Raw genomic sequence first — 24,006 nt, 5'->3', positions numbered from 1 at the left:
GGTCAGTACCTCACTCGCGGGTCGATGAGCGCCGCGATGACGTCGACGATGAAGTTGGTCAGCGCCACGATCACGGCCAGCAGGGCGACGATGCCCTGCACGGCGACGAAGTCGCGCGCCTGGAGGTACTCGGCCAGCTGGAAGCCGAGGCCCTTCCACTCGAAGGTCGTCTCGGTGAGCACCGCGCCGCCCAGCAGCAGGGCGATCTGCAGGCCGATGACGGTGATGATCGGGATGAGCGCCGGACGGTAGGCGTGCGTGCGGACCAGGCGGAACTCGCTCACTCCGCGCGAGCGGGCGGCGTCGACGTAGTCGGTGCCGAGGGTGCCGATCACGTTGGTGCGCACGAGGCGGAGGAAGATGCCGGCGGTCAGCAGGCCGAGCGCGATCGCCGGGAGGACCGCGTGCGAGAGCACGTCGCCCACGGCGGCGGGGTCGCCGGTCTGGATCGCGTCGATGAGGTAGATGCCGGTCTTGTTCTCGAGGAACTGCAGCGAGAGCTCGGTGTTCGTCGTCGCCCGGCCGGCGACCGGGAACCACTTGAGCCAGACCGAGAAGACGAGCTTGAGCAGCAGCCCCGCGAAGAAGACGGGGGTCGCATAGCAGAGGATCGCGAAGATGCGCAGGACCGCGTCGGGCGTGCGGTCGCGGTGGTAGGCGGCGAGCATCCCGAGCGGGATGCCGACCAGGAACGCCACGATCAGGGCGTAGAAGGCGAGCTCGACGGTCGCGGCGCCGTAGGTGACCAGCACCTCGGTGACCGGGCGGTTGTCGCTCAGGGTGGTGCCGAAGTCGCCGCGCAGCAGGTTGCCGAGGTACTCGAGGTACTGCACGATCAGCGGGCGGTCGTAGCCGGCGGCGGCCACGCGCTCGGCCAGCTGGTCGGCGGTGAGCCGACCGCCCAGCGCCGCGGTGATCGGGTCGCCCGTCGAGCGCATGAGCAGGAACACCATCGTCACGAGGATGAAGACGGTCGGGATGATGAGCAGGAAGCGGACGAGCAGATAGCGCCCGAGTCCTCCTCCGGAGCCGCGCGGTCGCCGGGTGGGCGCCGTCGCCGCAGCCGTCGTGGCTGTCGTCACGTGATGCCTTTCGTGGAGAACGGCCGGCGCCTCCCGGGTGGGGAGGCGCCGGCCGGAGGGGTGGATCAGCCCTTGCTGAGCGCCGCGTAGCGGAACTTGAACGAGGCGTCGAGGGTGTCCTCGGCTCCGCTCACGGTGCTGCCGACGATCGCGACCTGCGAGCCCTGGAGGTAGGGCAGAGTCGACAGCTGCGCCGCGACCTTGTCCTGGATCTCCTCGATCAGCGCGGTGCGCGCATCGGCGTCGGTGGTGGAGACCTGCTCGGCGATCAGGCTCTGCACGTCGGCGTCGTCGAAGTGGTTCGCGAGGAAGTTCTCCTTGATGAAGAACGGCGACAGGTAGTTGTCGGCGTCGGAGTAATCCGGGAACCAGCCGAGCTGGTACGCCGGGTAGACGTCGCTCGAGCGGTCCTTGGAGTACTGGACCCACTCGGTCGTCTGCAGGTTCACGGTGAACAGGCCGGTCGACTCGAGCTGGTCCTTGATCAGCGCGTACTCGTCGCCCGAGGACGGACCGTAGTGGTCGTTCGAGTACTGCAGGTTGAGGGTGACCGGGGTGGTGACGCCCGCGGCCTGGAGCGTGGCCGCCGCCTTGTCCGCGTCGACACCGCCCTGGCCGTCGCCGTAGAGGCCCTTGAGGGACTCGGTCGCGCCGGTGAGGCCCTGGGGGACGTAGGAGTACAGCGGGGTGTAGGTGCCCTTGTAGACCTGGTCGGCGATCTCCTGGCGGTCGATCAGATCGGCCGCGGCCTGGCGGACGGCGAGCGCCTTGGCCGCGTCGGCCTCGGCGGTCGTCGAGCCGAACGGCTGCGTGTCGAAGTTGAAGACGATGTAGCGGATCTCGCCGCCGGGACCGTCGACGACCTTGACCGCGTCGTTCCCGCGGAGGTCCTCGACGTCGGTCGCGGAGAGGCTCCGGTACGCGACGTCGATGTTGCCCTCCTGGATGTCCAGCTTGAGGTTCGAGCTGTCCGCGTAGTACTTGACGTTGATCGTGCCCGTCTTCGCCGCGCCGAGCACGCCCTGGTAGTCGTCGTAGGCCTTGTACTGGATGAGGTTGTTCACGTCGTAGTTGGCGATCGTGTACTGCCCGGCGAAGGCGTCGCCCGAGACGATGTCCGCGTCGGCGGTCAGCTCGTCGGCCGAGAAGACCTCCTCGTCCACGATCGGGCCCGCGGGGCTCGAGAGGATCTGCGGGAAGGTCTGGTCGTTCTCCGACTTCAGCGTGAAGACGACGGTGGTGTCGTCCGGCGCCGCGACGCTGTCGAGGTTCGCGAGGAGCGACGACGGGCCGTTCTCGGCCGCGATGGCGACCTGGCGGTCGAAGGAGAACTTGACGTCCGAGGAGGTCAGGTCGTGGCCGTTGGCCCACTTCAGGCCGTCCTTGAGCGTGACCGTGTACTCGGTCGGCGCCGTGAACTCGGCCGACTCGGCGATGTCGGGCTCGACGTCCGGGCTGCCGTAGGGGGTGTTCATCAGGAACGGGAACACCTGGTTCATCACGGCGAAGGAGCCGTTGTCGTACGAACCGGCGGGGTCGAGCGTGGTGATCTTGTCGGTGGTGCCGATGGTGAGCGTGCCGCCGGCCGCGCCGCCGGTCGAGTCCCCGCCGCCGGCGGAGCAGCCCGCCAGCACGAGCGCGACCGCGGCGAAGCCTGCTGCCGTGCCGAGTGCCCGCGAACCGCGAGTGAATCCGGATGTCATTCCGTCTGCCTCTTCCTGTCAGAAATCGGATGCGGACCTCGGCGTGGAACGCGGTCCCGCGGCGCAGAGTCCGTCTCGCACGGGGTCCGAGCGGAGCGGTGTCGATCCGGCGCACTGTCCTTCAGGCGCACGGTGTTCTCTGGGCGCACGGGGGCCACGACGCTGAGCGCCCGCATTGCTGTTCCTCAGTGGTAACACATGCGGAAGCGCTCTCCGAACCGGCGCGGGCCGTCCGGCGCTTTCTTCACACGACTGCAACACGTCCCTCATCGAGGGCACGGGGCGCCCGCGGCGCCCTCATTCGGTGCGCAGGGCCCGCTTCTCGCGCTCCAGCTCGACCAGGCGGACCTGCACGGCGCGGGAGAGCACGGGGTCCGTCGAGGCGCGCTGCAGGGCGCCGCGCAGCTCGGCGATCTCGCGCAGGAGGTCGCGCTCGATCAGCGAGATCGCGACGTCCTTCGAGTAGCGGGCGAGGCCGGCCTCGTCGGCGGCCGGGATGGGCGCCACGGCGAGCTGGTGCACGAGCGAGGCGAACGGCCCGGGCACGTCGGCCGCCACGTGCTCGACCCAGTCGCGGTCCTGCGCGCGCTCGAGGTTGGCGACCACGGCGTCGCGGACGACGCGGAGGGTCTCGTTCGTGACGGCGGCGTGCGCGGCCCGGGCGAGCAGCGACTCCCCCATCACCTGGGGCAGCTGGAGCATGGCCATCAGCGCCTCGCGCTCGATCCGCGTGACGACGTCGACGGGGAGGTCGGCGATCCGCGCGCCGGCGGGCGCCTCGGGGGCGTCCTCCTGCGGTCGCTCGTCCCGGCCGCCCGGGGCGTTGCGCGCGCGGGAGCCGGCGGAGCGGACCGCGGAGTTGACCTCGGACATGTCCAGGCCGAGCATCCGGGCCAGCTCGCGGGAGTAGCCGGGGCGCAGCGCCGGGTCGCGGATCTCGGCGACGACGGGCGCGGCGGCGCGCAGGGCGGCGATCCGGCCCTCGACCGTGTCGAGGTCGTAGCGGGCCAGCAGCTGCCGGATGACGAACTCGAACATCGGCTTCTTGTCGTCGATGAGCCGGCGGACGGCGTCGTCGCCGCGGTTGAGGCGCAGGTCGCACGGGTCGAGGCCCTCGGGCGCGACGGCGACGAAGGTCTGCGCGGCGAAGCGGTGCTCCTCCTGGAAGGCGCGCATCGCCGCCTTCTGGCCGGCGGCGTCCGGGTCGAAGGTGAAGACGACCTCGCCGACCCCGCTGTCGTCGCCGAGCACGCGGCGCAGGACCTTGATGTGGTCGACGCCGAAGGAGGTGCCGCAGGTGGCGACCGCGGTCGTGACGCCGGCGAGGTGGCAGGCCATCACGTCGGTGTAGCCCTCGACGACGACGACCCGGTGGCCGCGGGAGATGTCGCGCTTGGCCAGGTCGAGCCCGTAGAGGACCTGGGACTTGTGGTAGACGGGCGACTCGGGGGTGTTCAGGTACTTCGGGCCCTTGTCCTCCTCGAGGAGGCGGCGCGCGCCGAAGCCGACGGTCTGCCCGGTGACGTCGCGGATCGGCCAGACGAGGCGGCCGCGGAAGCGGTCGTAGACGCCGCCGCGGTTGCTGCTGCTGACGAGGCCCGCCGTGGTGAGCTCCTCCTCGGAGAAGCCGCGGCGCTTGAGCGCGGTGGTGAGGCCGTCCCAGCCGTCGGGGGCGAAGCCGACGCCGAAGCGGTCGGCGGCGGCGCGGTCGAAGCCGCGCTCGCCGAGGAAGCGGCGGCCGACGTCGGCGCCGGGGGTCGCGAGCTGCTCGCGGAAGAACTCCTCGGCGGCGTTGTTCGCGGCGATGAGCCGGGCGCGTCCGCCGGTCTCGGGGGCCTGGCCGCCACCCTCCTCGTACTGCAGCGGGAAGCCGATGCGGCCGGCGAGCCGCTCGACCGTCTCGCTGAACGAGGTGTGGTCCATCTTCATCACGAAGCTGTAGACGTCGCCCGACTCCTGGCAGCCGAAGCAGTGGTAGAAGCCGGCCTGGGGGCGCACATGGAAGCTCGGGCTGCGCTCGTCGTGGAACGGGCAGAGCCCCTTCAGCGAGCCGACGCCCGCCGACTTCAGGGTGACGTACTCGCCGACCACGTCCGCGATGTTGACCCTGGCCTTGACCTCCTCGACATCCGTCTGTCGAATCCGAGGCATGTCCCCCATCGTATCCGCCGCCACCCGCCCCCCGGCCGAGTGCGCCTTTTCCGCCCGCGCACATGCTGGTCGAGCAGCCCCGCAGGGGCGTATCGAGACCCACCGTCCCCAGCAGGACGGGCCTGCAGACTCGTCCTGCTGACGCTGGTCGATCTCGATACGCCCGCTGCGCGGCCTACTCGATCAGCAGAGGCTTCCCACCGAACCGGACACGTCGGTCTCGATACGGCCGCTCCGCGCCCTACTCGACCAGCATGGGCAGGCAGCCTCCGACCACGGGGGCGACTGCCGTCGCCGTGCGAAGCACTCGACCCGCCCCCACCTGCTGGTCGAGGAGCCGCGGAACGCGGCGTATCGAGACCCACCCCGCCGGACACGTCGGTCTCGACACGGCCGCTGCGCGCCCTACTCGACCAGCATGGATGTCGGAGAGCTCAGCCTTCCGGCATGCACGCCGCAGGGTGCAGCCGAACGGGCGATTCGCGTGCCAGCGAATCGCGCTAGGCGTCCGCGACCCGCTCTCTGAGACGCACCACCCCGAGGAGCCGACCGCGCGGACGCCGGGCAGGGACCGGCGTCCGACGTGAGCGGGGCTGCGCCCCGCTCACGTCAGTGGCACAGCCTCTCGAACCAGCTCAGGGCGCTCTGGTCGGTGAGGTTGGCGACCTGGTCGACGACGACCCTGCGGCGGGCGTCGTCGGTGCCGGCGGCGTTCCAGTCCTCGGCGAAGCCGGCGTCGAGGGCGCCGGCGCCGCGTTCGAGGAGGGTGTCGGCGAGTCGGGTGAGGACCTCGCGCTGCTGGGCGTAGATGGGCTGGCGGGTGTTCCGCGACATCACGAAGGTGGCGACGATGCCCTTGAGCACGGCGATCTCGGCCTCCTGCTCGCGGGGGACGACGACGTGGCCGCCGAAGCGGACGAGGTCGGGGTGGGAGTAGGCGTCGCGGGTGGCCTCGGTGGCGGAGGCGGCGAAGCGGCCGATGAGCTGGCTGGTGAGGTTCTTCAGCCGGGCCTGGTCGCGGCGGGAGCCGTCCCAGGAGTCGACCCAGACGTCGAGCGAGTCGAGGCGGTCGAACGCGGCGACGAGCTCGTCGTGCCCGATCTCGCCGCCGACCCAGGAGTGCATCGACTCGACGAGGTCGTCGTGGTCCACGCGGGAGCCGAGCGCGGCGACGTCGATGTAGCCGGAGAACACGGCGTCCTCGAAGTCGTGCACCGAGTAGGCGATGTCGTCGGAGAGGTCCATCACCTCGGCCTCGATGCAGCGGACTCCCTCGGGGGCGCCCTCGCGCATCCAGGTGAAGGCGGGCTCGTCGTCGGCGTAGAAGCCGTACTTGGCGCGGCCGGACGGGTCGGCGACGGAGCGGGTGTCGGGCCACGGGTACTTGCAGCTGGCGTCGAGGCTCGAGCGGGTGAGGTTCAGGCCGTACGGGCGGTCGTCCTCGCCGAACACCTTCGCCTCGAGCCGGGTCAGCAGCCGGAAGGTCTGGGCGTTGCCCTCGAAGCCGCCGATCGACTCGGCCCAGCTGTTGAGGGCGCGCTCGCCGTTGTGACCGAAGGGCGGGTGGCCGATGTCGTGGGCGAGGCAGGCGGTGTCGACGACGTCGGGGTCGAGATCGAGGCTCGTGGCGAGCTCGCGGCCGATCTGGGCGACCTCGAGCGAGTGCGTCAGCCGGTTGCGGGCGAAGTCGACACCGGCGGTCGGGCTGAGCACCTGCGTCTTCGCGGCGAGGCGGCGGAGCGAGCTGGAGTGGAAGAGCCGGGCGCGATCGCGGGCGAAGTCGGAGCGGCGGGTGCTGTGGTCCTCCGGCAGGAACCGCTCGACGTCGACGAGCGAGTACCCCCAGAGCGCGCGGTCATCCACCGCTGTGGTGGATCTCGGCGGCCGAGACGGCGTCGCGCTGGTCGGCGTTCAGCTCGCGGGACTCGAGCCAGCGGTCGGGCAGCGAGGGGGTCTTCGGCGAGCCGGCGCGGCCGCGCTGGCCCTCGGCCGCCTCGCCCGGGTAGGGCACGTCGGGGTCGAGGGTGGCGAGCAGCTCGTCGAGCTCGGCGAGGGTGACCACGGAGGCCATCTTGGCGCGCAGGTCGCCGCCGACGGGGTAGCCCTTGAAGTACCAGGCGACGTGCTTGCGGATGTCGCGGCAGCCGCGCTCCTCGCTCTCGAAGAACTCGCAGATCAGCTGGGCGTGCCGGCGGAAGGCCGTGGCGACCTGGCCGAGGGTCGGTGTGAAGCGCTCGTCCGAGCCCGCGAAGGCGGCGGCGAGGTCGCCGAAGAGCCAGGGGCGGCCGAGGCAGCCGCGCCCGACGACGACGCCGTCGCAGCCGGTCTCGCTCATCATCCGCAGCGCGTCCTCGGCCGACCAGATGTCGCCGTTGCCGAGCACCGGGACGCTCGAGATCGCCTGCTTGAGGGTCGTGATCGCCGACCAGTCGGCCTGGCCGCTGTAGAACTCGGAGGCGGTGCGGGCGTGCAGCGCGATCGACGCGACTCCCGCGCCCTCCGCGGCCCGGCCGGCCTCGAGATAGGTGAGGTGGTCGGAGTCGATGCCCTTGCGCATCTTGACCGTCAGCGGGACGTCGCCCGCGGCCCGCACCGCGCCCTCGACGATCTGACGGAACAGCGGGAGCTTCCACGGCAGGGCCGCTCCCCCGCCCTTGCGGGTGACCTTGGCGACGGGGCAGCCGAAGTTGAGGTCGATGTGGTCGGCGCGGTCCTCCGCGACGAGCATGGTGACGGCCTCGGCGACCGTCTTCGGGTCGACCCCGTAGAGCTGGATCGAGCGGACCTTCTCGCTGGGGTGGTGGCGGATGAGGCGCATCGACTCCGGGGTGCGCTCGACGAGCGCGCGGGAGGTGATCATCTCGCTGACGTAGAGCCCGTTGCCGAACTCGCGGCAGAGCCGGCGGAACGCGGTGTTGGTGATCCCGGCCATGGGCGCGAGGACGACGGGGGCGTCGAGTTCGAGGGGGCCGATCCGGAGCGCCGGCGCGGTGCGCGCGGGCGGTGCGGCCATGAGAGTGGAGGACATCGGTATCGATTCTCCCAGATCCTGTGTTGGGGAAGGCGAACGAGCGGAGAGGTGGGGACGGATGGACGGGAACGGCACTGTGGAGGACGACACCGTGGAGGTCGGAACTGCGGAGGACCGCACATGGGAGGACGGCCCGGCGCGGTTCGAGGCGGATGCGCGCGAGCGCGGACTCGACGTCGAGGTCGTCGACCGCCCGGAGGCCGGCAGCCTGGCCGAGGCGGCCGAGCTGCTGGGCATCGAGCCCGGCTCGATCGTGAAGTCACTGGTGGTCAAGCGCCACGACGGCGGCTTCCTCTTCGCGCTGGTGCCCGGCGGCCGGCAGATCTCCTGGCCGCTGCTGCGCGCGGTGGTCGGCGTGAACAAGCTCCGCCTGCCCGACGAGTCGGTGGCACTGGAGGCGACGGGCTACCGCCGCGGCACGATCACGCCGATCGGCTCGACCACCGCCTGGCCCGTCGTCGCGGACGAGCGGATCGTCGGCCGCCGGATCGCCCTGGGCGCCGGCACGAGCGGCCGGAGCGCCTTCGTCGCCGCGGACGCGCTGATCGCCGCCTACGGCGCGACCGTCGCCGACATCACGATCGAGGAGCCTGCTCGCTGACAGCGGGAGCGGCAGCAGTCGGCACCGCGCAGACGCCGTCCTCGCACACGGGCACGTCCGCGGCGCCGAGCATCTCGAACGGCGCGCTCGGCACTCGATCGCTCATGCGACGACCGCCCGCTGCGACAGCACGTGCTCGAGCACCTCGGTGAAGGCCGTCGGCTCCTGCGCGCCGGAGACCCCGAAGCGGCCGTCGAGCACGAAGAACGGCACCCCGTTGATCCCGTACTCGCGCGCCTGCGCGATGTCGGACTGCACGTCGGCGAGGTGCCGCTGCTCGTCCAGAGCGCGCCGAGCCTCGTCGGCGTCGAGCCCGACCTCGGCGGAGAGGGCGGCCAGGACGTCGGAGTCCGCGAGGTCGCGCCCCTCGACGAAGTAGGCCCGGAGCAGCCGCTCCTTCAGCTCGAGCTGCAGCCCGTTCGCCTTCGCGTGGTGCAGCGCCTGGTGCGCACGGACGGTCTTGACGTGCACGACCGACTCGAAGTGGTAGTCGAGGTCGACCCCCGCCGCGATCGCGGTGACGGAGTCGAGCATCTGCTGCGCCTGCTCCAGCGGGACGCCCTTGTGCTGGGCGAGGAACTCGGCCGTGCCGCCGCGGTAGTCCTCCGGCGTCTCCGGCGACAGCTCGAAGCTGCGGTACTCGACCGCGACCTCCGGCGCGTCGGGGTGGGCGGCGCGGAACGCCGCCAGTCCGCGCTCGAACTTGCGCTTGCCGATGTAGCACCAGGGGCAGGCGATGTCTGACCAGATGTCGACGGTGATGGGGGTCTGCGCTTCGCTCACTCCGAGGACAACCGCGGCGACGGGGAGCTATTCCCGCAGCACCCGGACGAGCTCGTCGACGTCGGACTCGTCGTTCCAGAGGTGGAAGGCGACCCGGAGGCGCCCGCCGCGTCCCGAGACGCGCAGCCCCGCGGCCTGCAGGCGCGCCAGATCGGCGCCGTCCTCGTCCGGCCAGGAGACGATCGCCCGGTGCTGCGGCGCGCGGTCGAGGCGCTCGCAGAGCTGATCGCCCAGCCCGGAGGCGCGCTCCCAGACCGCGGCGAGGTCGAGCGAGCGGAACAGCTCGAGCGACGCCTCCGCCCCGACGAACGCCTGCCAGGCGGGCGAGACGTCGAAGCGGCGGGCGTTCTCGGCGAGGTGCATCGCCGGGCCGTAGCAGGAGGACCAGACGTCCTCTCCCGAGTACCAGCCGGCCTGCACCGGCAGCAGCTCGGCTGCGTACTCGGGCGAGACGGTGAGGAAGGCCACGCCGCGCGGCGAGCAGAGCCACTTGTAGGCGTGGGTGAGGGTCGCGTCGAAGCGGGAGGCGTCCACCGGCAGCACGCCCGCGGCCTGGGTCAGATCGCAAGCCGTGCGCACGCCGTGGCGGGCGGCGGCCTCGACGACCGCGTCGAGGTCGGCGAGCGCTCCGCTGCTGGACTGCACGGCCGAGAAGACGACGAGGTCGTCGGCGTCCTCGACCGACTCGGCGAGCGCCTCCAGAGGCACCGAGCGCACCACGACGCCGCGGTGGGCCTGGGCGAGGAAGGGGAAGACGATGGAGGAGAAGTCGCCGTCGACGCAGAGCACGTGCGCTCCGTCCGGGAGCGACGCGGCGAGCACGGCGGCCATCGCCGACGTCTGCGAGCCGATCGCGACCTGGTCGACCGGCACTCCGGCGATCTGCGCGAAGGAGGCTCGGGCGCGCTCGGCGACCGCTCCGTAGCCCGCGGCGGTACCGCCGCCGGCCGACCACTCGTCGAGGTCCGCGCGCAGGGCCTCGGCGGTCGCGCGGGGCGGCAGGCCCAGCGTGCAGGCGTTGTGGTACCCGCGGGCGCCGGGGAAGAGCGCTCGGAGGTCGGCGGGGGCCGGGGGTGCGGTGCTCACCCTCCGAGGATCCCCCTCGACGCCCGGATCGCCAACCTCGCGGCAGGACCGGGCGCGTCGTGCGTCATCGTGCGGCGAGGGCGTGGGCCTGCTCGATCAGCGCGACCACGGCTCGAGCGTCCTGCACGTCGACGGGTGACGGAGCGCCGTCGAGCAGGGCGCGGGCGACTCCCGCGAGGAAGGCGGCGTAGTTCCCGCGCTCGCTCGGCACGGCCGTCGTGCCGCGCTCGTCGGTCAGCATCCCCTCCGCGCCCGGCGGCACGACGCCGAAGTCCTCGTCCAGCGGAGTGGCGCCCCCGCCGCGCAGCGCGCCCTCCTGCGGGTCCAGGCCGTCGACCGAGAACGCCGCCCGCGTGCCGAGCACCCGGAAGCGGGGCGCCGAGGCGCGGGCGACCCGGCTCATCGTCAGGTGCGAGCGCACGCCGGACTCGTGGAGCAGCGAGACGAAGGCGTCGTCCTCGCTCGCGCCGCCCGCGTGCACGACGCGGGTCTCCGCCGCGGTGACGACGGCCGGGCCGAAGAGCACCAGGGCCTGGTCGACGAGGTGGCTGCCGAGGTCGAAGAGGATGCCGCCGCCCTGTGCCGGGCCGATCGCCGTCTGCCAGCGCCCGGTCTTCGGGGCGCTCCAGCGCTCGAACGTCGACTCGAAGCGGATCACGTCGCCGAGCGCTCCCTCCGCCAGGAGCCGGCGCAGCGTGAGGAGGTCGGCGTCCCAGCGGCGGTTCTGGAAGACGAACACCGGCGCCCCGCCCGCCTCGGAGGCGGCGAGGATCGCGTCGACGTCGGCCGTGCTCGGCGCGAACGGCTTGTCGATGACCACCGCGACACCGGCGGTGAGCACCTGCTCGGCCTGCTCGCGGTGCACGGAGGGCGGCGTCGCGAGGACGACCAGGTCGGGCCCCTCGGCGAGCACCGCGTCGAGGCCGGCGACGATCCGTGCGCCGGGATGCGCGGCGGTGGCCGCCGCCGCCCGCTCCGGATCGCTGGTCGAGATCGCGACCAGCGCGACGTCCGGGTGCGCCTCGAGGAACGGTGCGTGGAAGATCCGGCCGGCGAGTCCGTAGCCGACGAGCCCGACGCGGAGTGTGCTGGTCCCGATCGTCATGCTCCGATGGTAGCCAGCGGCGCCATCGGGCCCGCCCCTCCGTCACGCCGACTCCCCCCACCAGCCGAGGGGTCTCGCGGGCAGGCGGACGGAGAAGAGTAGGCCCACCGCGCCGCGATCATCTCCGAACAGCGTCCACTGCACGCCGGCCCGGTCTCTGCGGCCCCCGCTCCCTACGCTGACCACTCGCACGCGACGCCGCCTCGTCGAGGCCGCGGAGACGTCCGGATCCGCCGCCGATCGCGAGACGGGTCGACGCAGTGCGGGTCACGAGCCGGCGACCGCATCGCGGCGACATGAGCGGTGACGAGCGATTCACGAGGGATGGACACGATGAAGAAGAATCCGATGATCGGCGCGGGGTGCCTCCTGGCGCTGATGCTGTCTGGCTGCACCGCCGGCACCGCCGGCACCGCCGGCACGGTGGTCGACTCGACGAGCGGGCCCCGGGCGCAGGTGACCTCGTGGTTCACCCAGCACGGGGAGCCCTCCTGGTTCGACTGCCCGAGCGAGGCCGTGACGGGGCTCGACGGAGTGGACGCGACCTGCGGCAGCATCGCAGCGCCCGTCGACTGGAGCCGCCCCGACACCTCAGAGTCGGTGGACCTCGACCTGATCAGGGTCTCGGTGGGCGGACCGCACGACGAGGTGCTCATGGTCAACCCGGGCGGACCGGGCGTCTCGGCGCGGAACATGGCCCTCGGCCTGGCGACCGTGCCGGAGACCGCTCCCGTCTTCGAGAAGTACGACGTGGTCGGCATCGAGCCGCGAGGCGTCAGCCCCGAGACCGCTCTCGCCTGCGACGTCCAGGCGATGACCGCCGACGACGCGGGTGCGGTGGAGGCGTGCTCGAGCACCAGCCGCTTCGCCGTCCACGCGTCCAGCACGGACGTGGCGATGGACCACGAGCTGCTGCGGCAGGCGCTGCAGCAGCCGGAGCTCGACTACTACGGCGCCTCCTACGGCACCTACATCGGCAGCGTCTACGCGACCCTCTTCCCGGACACCGTCGGCCGGATGATCCTCGACGGCGTCGCGGACACCGCCTCGCTGAACAGGGCGAGCGATCTCGAGGGCTTCGAGGCGAGCCTCACGCGCCTCCTCGCCGCCTGCACATCGGGCGGCATCGGCGCCTGCCCCTTCACCGGCGATGCGACGACGGCGGCCGAGCAGCTCACAGCCCTCCTGCAGTCGCTGACGGCGGAGCCCCGGACGGCGACCGGCCCCGACGGCGCGCCCGCCGAGGTGGGCGGCCGCGAACTCGCGTCCTTCCTGCTGACCAGCCTGTACGAGCCGCGGTCCTCGTGGGGAGAGACGGTCGCCGTCCTCCGCGGGGTGGTGGCGGGCGACGCGGACGCGCTGGACGTCGTCGCGAGCACCGACGACTCGGCTGTCGACCGAGCACTCGAGTACGCCGTCTACTGCGCCGTCCCCGCGGTCCCCGGAGCGAGCGCCGCTCCGGTCGCGGGTGAGGGTCCGACGAGCACGGGGCCGCTCGGCGTCCTCGAGCAGGCGGACGACCCGGTCCGGGACTGCGACCGGTGGGGCGAGTACGAGCGCCTGGATCCGGCGCTCTCCTACACGAGCGGGAACAGGATCCTCATCGCCTCCAACCTGCACGATCCGGCGACGCCGCACGCGGACGCCGTGCGGCTGCACGAGACCGAGGTGACGAACAGCACTCTCGTCGAGGTGGACGCGGACGGTCACGGCGCCCTGTACCGGGACTCGTCGTGCGCGACCGCCATCGCGAACGCCTACCTCGTCGAGGGCACCCTTCCGGCCGACCCGACCCGGTGCGGGACCGACGGCTGACCCGCCGATCGTGCCGGGCGCGTCAGGCGGACGCGCCCGGCACGTCCACGGCGCCGCCGAAGCGGCGGGTGCGGCCGGCGTAGTGCTCGATCGCGCCCCAGAGGTCCTCGCGGGTGAAGTCCGGCCAGAGCCGGTCGAGGAAGACCATCTCGGCGTAGGCGCTCTGCCAGAGCAGGAAGTTGCTGGTGCGCTGCTCGCCGGAGGAGCGCACGAAGAGGTCGACGTCCGGCATGTCGGGCAGGTAGAGCGCCTTGCCGATCGTCTTCTCGGTGATGCCGGACGGCTTCAGCCGGCCCGCGGCGACCTCGGCGGCGATCCGCTGCACCGCGTCGGCGATCTCGGTGCGGCCGCCGTAGTTGACGCACATGGTGAGCGTGAGGACGTCGTTGCCCTCGGTCAGCTTCTCGGCGTACTGCAGCTCGTTGATGACCGACGCCCAGAGCCGCGGCTTCCGGCCGGCCCAGCGCACGCGCACGCCCCACTCGTTCAGCTGGTCGCGGCGGCGGTGCAGCACGTCGCGGTTGAAGCCCATCAGGAAGCGCACCTCGTCGGGCGAGCGCTTCCAGTTCTCGGTCGAGAAGGCGTAGACGCTGAGGTGCTTGACGCCGATCTGGATCGCTCCCGCGACCACGTCGAGCAGCGACGCCTCGCCGCGCTTGTGCCCCTCCACCCGGGTCAGCCCGCGGGAGTTGGCCCAGCGGCCGTTCCCGTCCATCACGATCGCGACGTGCTCGGGCACCGCCTTGCGCGGCAGCTCCGGCGGGTGCACGCCGGTCCAGTCGAGGGGGCGGAACGGGACGGCGTCCCTGTGGGTGAACGGCTTCATCGGGTGACGTGCTCCAGAGATCTCAGTCCGCGCTCGAGGTGCCACTGGGTGTAGGCGGCGACCACGCCGCTCGCTCGGGAGCGGGTCGAGGGCTCCGTCGTCTCGGCGTGCTCCCAGTCTCCCGTGAGCAGGGCGCCGAGGAGGACGACCACCTCGGGGGCGACGCGCGGGGCGCCGGGGGGCGTGCAGTCCTCGCAGACCACTCCGCCGAGCTGGACGACCACCGCGCCGTGCGGGCCGGGGGCGCCGCAGCGGGCGCAGTCCTCGAAGCTCGGCGCCCAGCCGGCGATCGAGAGCGCGCGCAGCAGGTAGGAATCGAGCGTGAGCACCGGCTCGTGCTCGTGCTTCGAGAGCGAGCGCAGGGCGCCGACGAGCAGGAGGTACTGCTGCAGCGACGCGTCGGCGTCGGTGAGGCGGTCGGCCGTCTCGACCATCGCGCTCGCCGCGGTGTAGCTGTCGTAGTCGGCCGCGATGATCGCGCCGTACGGGCCGAGCGACTCGGCCTGCGTGACGATGTCGAGGCTCCGGCCCTCGTAGAGCTGCAGGTCGGCGACCATGAACGGCTCGAGTCGCGAGCCGAACTTGGAGCCGGTCTTGCGCACGCCCTTCGCGACCGCGCGGATCTTGCCGTGGCTGCGCGAGAGCAGCGTCACGATGCGGTCGGCCTCGCCCAGCTTATGGGTGCGCAGCACGACGGCTTCGTCACGGTAGGTGGGCATGTGCTCGATTATCCTCCCCACCCCTGACAACCCCGCGGTGGACCGGCACCCGCCCGCTCCCGCCCGTGGAACGATGGCTCGGTGGCCGCCTCCCTCTTCGAGATCCCCGCCTGGGCCGACCTCCTCGCCATCGCGATCGGCTGCCTGCAAGGTGCGATGTTCGCGGGCGAGTTCCGCGACCGCCGGATCGACCTGCTCGGCGTCACGATCATCGGCACGGCGACGGGACTCGGCGGCGGTGTTCTGCGCGATCTGCTGCTGCAGACCCCGCTGGTGGCGCTGCACACCAACGCCTACCTGCTCGTCGCGGTGACGGCCTCTCTCTTCGGCATGCTGCTGCAGCACGTCCTCAACCGGGTCGACGGCACGATCACGGCGCTCGACGCCCTGACGATCGGGCTCTTCGGCGCCATCGGCACGACGAAGGCGCTCTCGCTCGGCGTGCCGGAGGTGCCCGCGGTGTTCGTCGGGACCGTCTCGGCCGTCGGCGGCTCGGTGATCCGCGACATCCTGCTCAACCGCCCGATCGCGCTGATGCACGTCGGCTCGCTCTACGCGATCGCGGCGACCGCCGGCACCGTCGTGCTGGTGGTCGCGCTGCGGTTCGGGATGGTGATCGACTACGCGGCGCCGATCGCGGTGGTGGTCACGGCGGTCATCCGGCTGCTGGCGGTGCGCTACGGCTGGAGCCTGCCGGAGCAGCGGGCGCTGAGCAGGGTGCCGCGGCTCGGCTGGCGGAAGCGCGGCTGACGCCGAGGATGCACGTCCGGACGGCTCGCGGAACCCCGCGCCCGTGTCGGAGGTCCGACCTAGGGTGTCGGCATGACCGCTGCGGGCACCACGACCGACCGACACGACGTGCTGATCATCGGCGGGGGGAACGCGGGGCTCTCGGTCGCGGGGCGCCTCCGCCGCTACGGCGTGAAGGACGTCGCGGTGATCGAGCCGCGCGAGAAGCACCTCTACCAGCCGATGTTCTCCCACGTGGCCGGCGGCACCGCTCCCGCCTCGAAGGCGACCCGGCCGCAGGGCTCGGTGACGCCGAAGGGTGTGACCTGGATCCGGGACCGCGTCGAGGCGATCGACCCCGCCGCGAAGACGGTCACCCTCGCCTCCGGTCGGCGGGTCGGCTACGGCGACCTCGTCGTCTGCCCCGGCATCCAGAAGGACTGGGAGGCGGTGCCCGGGCTGTCGGAGGCGATGGCGTCGCCGGTCGGTGTCTCGAACTACGAGTTCGAGTACGCGCGGAAGGCGTCGAGCGTGCTCCGCGGGGTCCGCTCCGGCACGGTCGTCTTCACTCAGCCGAGCGGCCCGGGCACCTGCTCCGGCGCCTCGCAGAAGCCGATGTACCTCGCCTGCGACTACTGGCGCGAGATCGGCGTGCTCGCGGACGTCCACGTCGTGCTCGTCGTGCCGACGCCGACGATGTTCGGCATGCCGCTGATCGACGCGGAGCTCGAGCGCAAGGTGGCGGAGTACGGGATCGACGTGCGCTACAGCCGCGAGCTGGTCGAGGTGGACGCCGAGAAGCGGACGGTCGTCATCGCCGGCGAGGACGGCCGGAGCGCGCAGCTGGGTGTCGACCACGACGGCGGGCACGTCGGCACCGAGCAGCGGGAGACGCTCTCCTACGACGTCCTGCACGCCGTACCGCCGCAGTCCGCCCCGGACTGGCTAGCGGGCACCGGACTCGTGGCGGAGGGCGGCGTCGGCGGCTTCGTCGAGGTCGACCCGCTGACGCTGCGCCACCCCCGCCACCGCGAGGTCTGGTCGCTCGGCGACGCCGCCGCGACCACCAACTCGAAGTCGGGCGGAGCGCTCCGGCAGCAGACGAAGACCCTGGCGAAGAACCTCGTCGCCGCCCGCAAGGGGAAGCCGCTCCCCCAGGTCTACAACGGCTACTCGGTCTGCCCGTTCGTCGTCTCGCGCTCGACCGTCGTCTTCGCCGAGTTCGACGACCGCTACCGCCCGAAGCCGACCATCCCCTTCTGGAAGGGCCTCGCGAAGGAGCGCCGCCTCACCTTCCTCGCCGACCGCTACCTGCTCCCCTGGGTCTACTGGAACCTCATCCTCCAGGGCCGCGCCTGACGGAGGTCCGCCTCGGCGGCGACCACAGCGGCGCGCAGCATGCTGATCGGGAAGCCGCGGAACGCGGCATCCTCATGCTGGTCGAGTAGCCGCGGCACGCGGCGTATCGAGACCCACCACCGCATGGACGGGGGGTCTCGATACGCCCGCTCCGCGGGCTACTCGACCAGCATGGCGTGCCCGCTCCGCGGGCGACTCGCAGGCAGGGAACGGGCCGCGCCGCCTCGGCGGCGACCACAGTGGTCACCGCCGCGCGAGCCTCAGGCCGAGGCCGTCGCCAGCTCGCGGTCCGGGGCCTCCTCGCGGAGGGCGCGGTTGACGGCCGAGACGATCGCCTTCAGCGAGGCGGTCGAGATGTCAGCGTCGACGCCCACGCCCCAGAGGGTGCGGCCGTTGACCGAGCACTCGACGTAGGAGGCGGCCAGCGCGTCGCCACCGGCGCTGAGAGCGTGCTCGACGTAGTCGAAGACGCGGACCTCGACGCCGTGCTGCGCCAGCACCGCCTCGAAGGCGTTGATCGGGCCGTTGCCGGTCGCGCTCGCCGTGACCGTCTCGTCGCCGACGCGCAGCACGGCGTCGAGGGCGATCGAGCCGCCCAGGTCGCTCGAGGTGCTCGTGCGAGCCAGCTCGAAGCGGCCCCACTTGTCCTCGGCGCGGTGCGCGGGCGCGGGCAGGTACTCGTCCTGGAAGATCGTCCAGATCTGCTCGCTGGTGACCTCGCCGCCCTCGGCGTCCGTCTTGGCCTGCACGACCGCGGAGAACTCGATCTGCAGGCGGCGCGGCAGGTCCAGCGCGTGGTCGGTCTTCAGCAGGTACGCGACACCGCCCTTGCCGGACTGCGAGTTGACGCGGATGACCGCCTCGTAGGAGCGGCCGAGGTCCTTCGGGTCCACCGGCAGGTACGGCACGGCCCAGGTCAGCTCGTCGCGGCTGACGCCGGTGCGCTCGGCCTCGGCCTCCATCGCCTCGAAGCCCTTCTTGATGGCGTCCTGGTGCGAGCCGCTGAACGCGGTGAAGACCAGGTCGCCGGCCCAGGGGCTGCGCTCCGGCACGGCCAGCTGGTTGCAGTACTCGGCCGTGCGCTTGATGCCGTCCATGTCGCTGAAGTCGATCTGCGGGTCGATGCCCTGGGTGAACAGGTTCACGCCCAGCGCGACCAGGTCGACGTTGCCGGTGCGCTCGCCGTTGCCGAAGAGGCAGCCCTCGATGCGGTCGGCGCCGGCCAGGTAGCCCAGCTCGGCCGCCGCGACCGCGGTGCCGCGGTCGTTGTGCGGGTGCAGCGAGACGATGATGTTCTCGCGCTGGGCGAGGTTGCGGCACATCCACTCGATCGAGTCGGCGTAGACGTTCGGCGTCGCCATCTCGACCGTGGCGGGCAGGTTGAGGATGACCTTGCGCTCCGGAGTCGGCTCGAAGACCTCGACCACGCGATCGCAGATCTCGCGGGCGAAGTCGAGCTCGGTGCCGGTGTAGCTCTCGGGCGAGTACTCGTAGTAGACGGCGGTGCCGGGCACCGACGCCTCCATCTCGCGGCACTTGCGCGCGCCGGCGAGGGCGATGTCGATGATGCCCTGGCGGTCCTTGCGGAAGACGACCTCGCGCTGCAGCACGCTGGTGGAGTTGTAGAGGTGCACGATCGCCTGGCGGGCGCCGCGGATCGACTCGTAGGTGCGCTCGATCAGGTGGTCGCGGGCCTGGGTCAGCACCTGGATGGTGACGTCCTCCGGGATCGCGTCCTCCTCGATGAGGCTGCGGACGAAGTCGAAGTCGGTCTGGCTGGCGCTCGGGAAGCCGACCTCGATCTCCTTGTAGCCCATCCGGACCAGCAGGTCGAACATGATCCGCTTGCGCTCCGGGCTCATCGGATCGATGAGCGCCTGATTGCCGTCGCGGAGGTCGACGGCGCACCAGCGCGGCGCCGTCGTGATGCGCTTGGCCGGCCAGGTGCGGTCGGGCAGCTCGACGACGATCTGCTCGTGGAACGGCTTGTACTTGCCGATCGGCAGTGACGACGACTTCTGGGTGTTCTTCATGAGTGTGCTCTCCCGGCGCGCGGACGCGCCTGTCTCTCGTCTCGCGGGGATCCGGATGCGGATCGAACCACGCGGGGTGTTCTGTGGTGACGATGGGTCTGGTTCAGCCGACGACGGACTCCGCGACGAGGAGGGCCTGAGGATCAGATCTCGTCGCGGCGGCTAAGAAGGAGCAGACCGATGCGCACGCGACCACGGTAGCACTGCGTCCGCGGGTCGGCACCCACGAGGCACCACTGCGGCGCGGACGTCGTCCTCAGGCGACGAGCCCGTTCTCGTAGGCGTAGACGACGAGCTGCACCCGGTCGCGCAGCCCGAGCTTGCCGAGCGTGCGGCTGATGTGCGTCTTGACCGTGGCCTCGCTGAGGAACTCCGCCCGGGCGATCTCGGTGTTGCTGAGGCCGCGCGCGGCGAGGTGGAAGATCTCGCGCTCCCGGTCGGTCAGCGTGCCGAACGCGGCGGGAGTCTCGCGGCCGCTCCCCGGCGCGCCGAAGTGCTCGAAGAGCTCCCTCGTCGCGGAGGCGGCGACGACCGCGGTGCCGGCGTGCACGGTGCGGACGGAGGCGAGCAGGAAGCCCGGCTCGGTGTCCTTGAGCAGGAAGCCGCTCGCCCCGGCGCGGATCGCGCCGGCGGCCGCCTCGTCCAGGTCGAAGGTGGTGAGCACCAGGATGCGCGGCGGCTCCACGCCCTTCTCCGCGGCGTCGGCGAGGATGCGGCGCGTCGACTCGATGCCGTCGACCCCCGGCATCCGGATGTCCATCAGCACCACGTCCGGGGCCAGCCGGCCGACGAGCTCCGCGCCCTCCGCGCCGTCGGACGCCTCGCCGACCACCTCGAGGTCCGGCTGGGAGCTGAGCAGCATGCGGATGCCGGCGCGGAAGAGCGCCTGGTCGTCGACGAGGACGAGGCGGATGGTGTCGGTCATGCGGGGTGGCCTCCAGAGGCGACGGGCAGGGCGGTGGAAGAGGGGGCGGGCAGGCGCGCGTCGACCACGAAGTCGTCGCCCTCGGGGCCGGCGCGGAGGACTCCGCCGACGAGTGCGGCGCGCTCGCGCATGCCGACCAGGCCGTGCCCCTCCCCGGGCACGCGAGCGGCGGCCTCGGCGTCGGCGCAGCGCGCATTGCGGACGGTGAGGACGATCTCGCCGGACTCGCGGCGCAGCGCGACGTCGAGCGCGGAGCCGGGCCGGCCGTGCCGGAGCGCGTTCGTCGTCGCCTCCTGCACGATGCGGTAGAGCGCGAGGCCGATGCCGCGCGGCACGGTCTCGAGATCGACCTCGAGCTCGGTCCGCAGCTGCGTCCCGGCTCCGGAGACGCTCTCGAGCAGCGCCGGCAGGTCGCGCGCCTCGGGCTGCGGTCCGTCGCTCTGGCTGTGCCGCAGCTGAGCCAGGAGGACGCGGACGTCGCCGAGCGCGTCGCGGGCGACCGAGGAGATGGTGAGCAGGGCGGCGTCGGTCTGCTCCGGGCTCGACGCGCCGAGGTAGCGGGCGCCGTCCGCCTGCGCGATCACGACGGCGAGCGAGTGCGCGACGACGTCGTGCATGTCGCGGGCGATGCGGTTGCGCTCCTCGACCGTGTCCAGCTCGCGCTGCGCCGCCGCACGCTCGCGCTCGGCCTCGGCGCGGAGGGTCTGCCCCTCGCGCGCTCGCCGCACCGAGCGGGAGAGCAGGCCGACCGTCCAGGAGAGGCCGAGCGTGGCGAGGATCCCGCCGAACACCGCTCCCCCGGTCAGGATCGGCGAGGGGATGGACTGGACGAGCCGGAAGACGATGATCAGGTAGACGACGGCCACGATCGCGCCGAGCACCGCGGAGACGGCCCCCGCCGCGCGCACCCGGCGCCGCTCGGACGCACCGGTGCCGAAGAGCACCGCGAGGATCGCGAGGTCGGCCGGTCCCGGTGCCAGCTGCAGACCCATCTGCAGGAGCGCCCCGCCCCAGGCGATCGTGAGGGAGAGTGCCGGCGCCCGGCGGTGCAGGACCAGCGCGACCGCCAGCACTCCGCCGACGACCGGCTGGAGCGAGCCGTCGGGCGCCGCGAACGGCACGGTCGAGATCAGCAGCAGGAGGAGCGCCTGCCAGCCGGCCGCTCCGACGGCGAAGCCGTCCTGCGGACCGGCCACGCGCACCACGAGTGCATCGATCCTGTCGTCGGGACCGACCGGCCGCCGCACCCCGGCGCGCCAGACGAGGACCTCCGCGCCGGCGAGGAGGGCGGCGACGACCAGTGCGGCGACGGCGCGGAAGAGCAGGACCTGGTCGGCGCTCTCCTCCTGCGGCAGCAGCAGCTCGGTCCCGGTCAGTGCGGCGACCAGCCCGGCGATGCCCGCGAGCAGGAGGGCGCCGACGAGGGTCAGCGTCCGCGTCCAGGGACCGAGCCGACGCGCGGTGGACCAGAGGACGAGCAGGCCCACCAGGACACCGTCCACCGGCACGCCGAGGAGCGGGATCCCGCCGCCGGTGACCGCCCCGACGGCGATCAGGGACGGCGCGAGGGCCGGCAGGAAGGCCGCGAGGCCGAGGCCGAGCGCGATCAGCAGGCCGCCGCTGAGGTGCTCCGGCGCGATCAGGCCGGCCGCGCTCAGTCCGAGGTGGAGGACCCCGAGCAGGGCTCCCGCGATCGGGAGCGTCGCCGGACGATCCAGGAGCGCACGCATGAGCCCCACGCTACGCGGCGACGTCGCCGCCGGGCGTCGTCCGGCAGAGTGACTGCCGTCCCCCTCCCGATCCGGCGCCGCGCTCACCGGCTCAGAAGCCGAGGCGGCCGAGCAGCTTCGGGTCGCGCTGCCACTCCTTGGCGACCTTCACCCGGATCGAGAGGAACACGCGCCGGCCGAGCAGCCGCTCGATCTGCTCGCGGGACACCGCGCCCACCTCGCGCAGGCGCTGGCCGCCCTTGCCGATGATGATGCCCTTCTGGCTGTCGCGCTCGACGAAGACGTTCGCGTAGATGTCGATGAAGGAGCCGTCCTCGCGCTCGACCATGTCGTCGAGGGTCACGGCGAGCGAGTGCGGCAGCTCGTCCGAGACGCCCTCGAGCGCGGCCTCGCGGATGAACTCCGCGATGCGCGAGCCGGTGTCCTCGTCGGTCACGGCCTCCTCGGGGTAGAGCGCGGGCGAGACCGGCATGAGGCGCAGCAGCTCCACCGCGAGCACGTCGAGCTGCTCCTCGGTGACCGCCGAGATCGGCACGATGGTGTCCCACTCGCGCAGCTCGGAGACGGCGAGCAGCTGCTTGGCGACCGACTTCTTCGAGGAGAGGTCGACCTTGGAGACGATCGCGACCTTGCGGGCACGCGGGAAGGCCTCGAGCTGCTCGTTGATGAAGCGGTCGCCGGGGCCGATCGGCTCGTCGGCCGGGAAGAGCATCCCGATCACGTCGACGTCGCCGAGGGTCGAGGTGACGAGGGAGTTCAGCCGCTCGCCGAGCAGCGTGCGCGGGCGGTGGATGCCCGGGGTGTCCACGACGATGAGCTGGCCGTCGGGGCGGTGCACGATGCCGCGGATGGCGCGGCGGGTGGTCTGCGGCTTCGAGCTGGTGATGGCGATCTTCTCGCCGACCAGCGCGTTGGTGAGCGTGGACTTGCCGACGTTCGGGCGGCCCACGAACGACACGAAGCCCGCCCGGTAGGGGGTCGTGGGAGTGCTGGGGTCGGTCATCGTGCGTCCTCGTCCTGGTGGTCTGTCTCGGCGACGATCGCGACCGGTCCGGTGCCAGTCTCGCCTGAGGGATCGTAGTCGGGATCGCGCCGCACGATGACGGTCGAGATGGTGCCGCGTCGAGGATCCGCCTGCTCGGCCTCGAGGATCACCCCGTCGATCCGCGCGGTCGCGCCGCGCTCGGGCAGGCGGCCGTAGGCCTTGGTGAGCAGTCCGCCGACCGAGTCGACGTCGTCGTCCTCGAGGTCGAGTTCGAACAGCTCGCCCAGCTCGTCGACGGGCAGCCGCGCCGAGACGCGGTAGACGCCGGGCTCGATCTCCTCGAAGAGGTCGACCTCGCGGTCGTACTCGTCCGAGATGTCGCCGACGAGCTCCTCGATCAGGTCCTCGAGCGTCACGAGCCCGGCGATGCCGCCGTACTCGTCCACCACCATCGCGAGGTGGTTGGACTCGAGCTGCATCTGGCGCAGCAGCTCGTCGGCCTTCTTCGACTCCGGCACGAACAGCGCCGGGCGGGCGAGATCGGCCGCGGAGTCGTCGTCGTCCGGGCGCTCGTAGGTGTGCCGGGCGACGTCGCGGAGGTAGAGCACGCCGAGCACGTCGTCGACGCCGTCGCCGATGACGGGCAGCCGCGAGATGCCGCGACTGAGCAGCAGGCCCATGCCGGCGCCGACCGACGCACCGGCCTCGATCGTCACCATGTCGGTCCGCGGCACCATCACCTCGCGCACCAGCGTGTCGTTGAACTCGAAGATCGAGTGGATCAGCTCGCGGTCGTCCTGCTCCAGGACCGACTGCTCGGTCGCCTCGTCGACCATGCTCAGCAGCTGCTCCTCGGAGGAGAAGCCGGCCGAGCGGCCGGTGCCCGGGGTGACCCGGTTGCCCAGCGCGACGAGACCGTGCGCGACCGGGCCGAGCGCGACCCGCAGCACGTGCACGAGCGAGGCGCTGGAGCCGAGCACGGCGCGGGCGTGGGCGCGCCCGACGCTGCGCGGGCTGGAGCCGACGAGCACGAAGGACACGGCCGCCATGATCAGGATGGCGAGCAGGAGCGCCAGCCACAGGGCGTCGACCACCACGACGAGCACGGTGGTCACGAAGACCGCGGCGGTCGTCTCGGCCGCGATCCGGGTGAAGTTGACGACGTTGACGTGCGCGCTCATGTCGCCGGCGATGGCCCGCAGGGCGCGGGAGCTGCGGGAGTGGTTCGCCATGTCGAGGAGGTCGCTGCGCGAGAGGACGCCGAGCGCGGCGTCGGTCGCGGCGAGCCAGCCGCCGACGGCGACGAGGGCGAGAGCCGCGATGAGGAGCTGAACGGTGAGCAC

Annotated in this window: 19 protein-coding genes; 4 read left to right on the top strand and 15 right to left on the bottom strand. The window is 72.2% G+C overall.

The features are described from left to right. Positions 1–2 precede the first annotated feature (2 nt). The 5 genes from EDF36_RS04935 to dusB all read right to left on the bottom strand — a co-directional run bounded on the left by EDF36_RS04935 (position 3) and on the right by dusB (position 7,964). Positions 3–1,082, bottom strand: coding sequence for an ABC transporter permease (locus tag EDF36_RS04935; RefSeq protein ID WP_123703132.1), 1,080 nt, complete (start codon positions 1,080–1,082; stop codon positions 3–5). Between the two features lie 65 nt (positions 1,083–1,147). Continuing rightward, the gene (locus EDF36_RS04930) at positions 1,148–2,785 is read right to left on the bottom strand and encodes an ABC transporter substrate-binding protein (RefSeq protein ID WP_123732120.1); all 1,638 of its coding nucleotides are present in this window, start codon (positions 2,783–2,785) and stop codon (positions 1,148–1,150) included. Positions 2,786–3,082: 297 nt separating this feature from the next. Then, the gene (dnaG, locus tag EDF36_RS04925) at positions 3,083–4,936 is read right to left on the bottom strand and encodes a DNA primase (protein ID WP_123445638.1); all 1,854 of its coding nucleotides are present in this window, start codon (positions 4,934–4,936) and stop codon (positions 3,083–3,085) included. A 609-nt stretch (positions 4,937–5,545) separates the two neighbouring features. After that, positions 5,546–6,799: a deoxyguanosinetriphosphate triphosphohydrolase gene (locus EDF36_RS04920; protein WP_123732119.1), complete on the bottom strand. Its 1,254-nt coding sequence runs from the start codon at positions 6,797–6,799 to the stop codon at positions 5,546–5,548. Then, positions 6,792–7,964: a tRNA dihydrouridine synthase DusB gene (gene dusB / locus EDF36_RS04915; RefSeq protein WP_185020371.1), complete on the bottom strand. Its 1,173-nt coding sequence runs from the start codon at positions 7,962–7,964 to the stop codon at positions 6,792–6,794. Before dusB ends, EDF36_RS04920 begins: the two co-directional genes overlap by 8 nt. Positions 7,965–8,025: 61 nt before the next feature. Here dusB and EDF36_RS04910 point away from each other — a divergent pair, with 61 nt between their 5' ends. After that, positions 8,026–8,568 (top strand): aminoacyl-tRNA deacylase, encoded by a 543-nt coding sequence (locus EDF36_RS04910; RefSeq protein WP_123732118.1) that lies wholly within the window; start codon positions 8,026–8,028, stop codon positions 8,566–8,568. A gap of 102 nt (positions 8,569–8,670) precedes the next feature. On the opposite strand, the gene EDF36_RS04905 is transcribed toward EDF36_RS04910, so the two are convergent. The 3 genes from EDF36_RS04905 to EDF36_RS04895 form a co-directional block, all read right to left on the bottom strand. Continuing rightward, positions 8,671–9,351, bottom strand: a complete 681-nt coding sequence (locus EDF36_RS04905; RefSeq protein ID WP_123732117.1) for a DsbA family protein — start codon at positions 9,349–9,351, stop codon at positions 8,671–8,673. A 27-nt stretch (positions 9,352–9,378) separates the two neighbouring features. After that, positions 9,379–10,437 (bottom strand): aminotransferase class V-fold PLP-dependent enzyme, encoded by a 1,059-nt coding sequence (locus tag EDF36_RS04900; protein ID WP_123732116.1) that lies wholly within the window; start codon positions 10,435–10,437, stop codon positions 9,379–9,381. Positions 10,438–10,501: 64 nt separating this feature from the next. Next, positions 10,502–11,542, bottom strand: a complete 1,041-nt coding sequence (locus EDF36_RS04895) for a Gfo/Idh/MocA family oxidoreductase (protein WP_123732115.1) — start codon at positions 11,540–11,542, stop codon at positions 10,502–10,504. Positions 11,543–11,875: 333 nt separating this feature from the next. Between EDF36_RS04895 and EDF36_RS04890 the strand changes: the two genes are divergently transcribed. Beyond that, on the top strand, positions 11,876–13,357 hold the full coding sequence (locus tag EDF36_RS04890; protein WP_185020370.1) for an alpha/beta fold hydrolase: 1,482 nt from the start codon (positions 11,876–11,878) through the stop codon (positions 13,355–13,357). A gap of 22 nt (positions 13,358–13,379) precedes the next feature. On the opposite strand, the gene EDF36_RS04885 is transcribed toward EDF36_RS04890, so the two are convergent. Together EDF36_RS04885 and recO are read right to left on the bottom strand one after the other, a co-directional pair. Then, positions 13,380–14,183 carry an isoprenyl transferase gene (locus tag EDF36_RS04885; protein WP_123732113.1) on the bottom strand — a complete coding sequence of 268 codons (804 nt, stop codon included), beginning with the start codon at positions 14,181–14,183 and terminating at the stop codon, positions 13,380–13,382. Further along, positions 14,180–14,902 (bottom strand): DNA repair protein RecO, encoded by a 723-nt coding sequence (recO, locus tag EDF36_RS04880; RefSeq protein ID WP_123703112.1) that lies wholly within the window; start codon positions 14,900–14,902, stop codon positions 14,180–14,182. Before recO ends, EDF36_RS04885 begins: the two co-directional genes overlap by 4 nt. 81 nt (positions 14,903–14,983) lie before the next feature. Between recO and EDF36_RS04875 the strand changes: the two genes are divergently transcribed. Beyond that, on the top strand, positions 14,984–15,652 hold the full coding sequence (locus EDF36_RS04875) for a trimeric intracellular cation channel family protein (RefSeq protein ID WP_243646387.1): 669 nt from the start codon (positions 14,984–14,986) through the stop codon (positions 15,650–15,652). 72 nt (positions 15,653–15,724) lie between these two features. Beyond that, the gene (locus tag EDF36_RS04870) at positions 15,725–16,990 is read left to right on the top strand and encodes an NAD(P)/FAD-dependent oxidoreductase (protein WP_123732112.1); all 1,266 of its coding nucleotides are present in this window, start codon (positions 15,725–15,727) and stop codon (positions 16,988–16,990) included. A gap of 260 nt (positions 16,991–17,250) precedes the next feature. Here the strand turns inward: EDF36_RS04870 and leuA are convergent, their stop codons facing one another. The 5 genes from leuA to EDF36_RS04845 form a co-directional block, all read right to left on the bottom strand. Then, on the bottom strand, positions 17,251–19,023 hold the full coding sequence (gene leuA, locus EDF36_RS04865; protein ID WP_123732111.1) for a 2-isopropylmalate synthase: 1,773 nt from the start codon (positions 19,021–19,023) through the stop codon (positions 17,251–17,253). A 256-nt stretch (positions 19,024–19,279) separates the two neighbouring features. After that, entirely contained in the window at positions 19,280–19,948 is a 669-nt protein-coding gene (locus EDF36_RS04860; RefSeq protein WP_123732110.1) for a response regulator transcription factor, read from the bottom strand. Beyond that, on the bottom strand, positions 19,945–21,678 hold the full coding sequence (locus EDF36_RS04855; protein WP_148059970.1) for a histidine kinase: 1,734 nt from the start codon (positions 21,676–21,678) through the stop codon (positions 19,945–19,947). The genes EDF36_RS04860 and EDF36_RS04855 overlap by 4 nt, the downstream gene beginning before the upstream one ends. Before the next feature lie 91 nt (positions 21,679–21,769). Next, positions 21,770–22,681 (bottom strand): GTPase Era, encoded by a 912-nt coding sequence (gene era / locus EDF36_RS04850; RefSeq protein ID WP_123732108.1) that lies wholly within the window; start codon positions 22,679–22,681, stop codon positions 21,770–21,772. After that, positions 22,678–24,006 (bottom strand): hemolysin family protein, encoded by a 1,329-nt coding sequence (locus EDF36_RS04845; protein WP_123732107.1) that lies wholly within the window; start codon positions 24,004–24,006, stop codon positions 22,678–22,680. The genes era and EDF36_RS04845 overlap by 4 nt, the downstream gene beginning before the upstream one ends.

Source organism: Rathayibacter sp. PhB152 (genome assembly GCF_003751395.1).
Taxonomy (GTDB): Bacteria; Actinomycetota; Actinomycetes; order Actinomycetales; family Microbacteriaceae; genus Rathayibacter; species Rathayibacter festucae.
The sequence above is the reverse complement of the archived record's forward strand: the minus strand, read 5'-3'. Positions and strand labels throughout refer to the sequence as shown.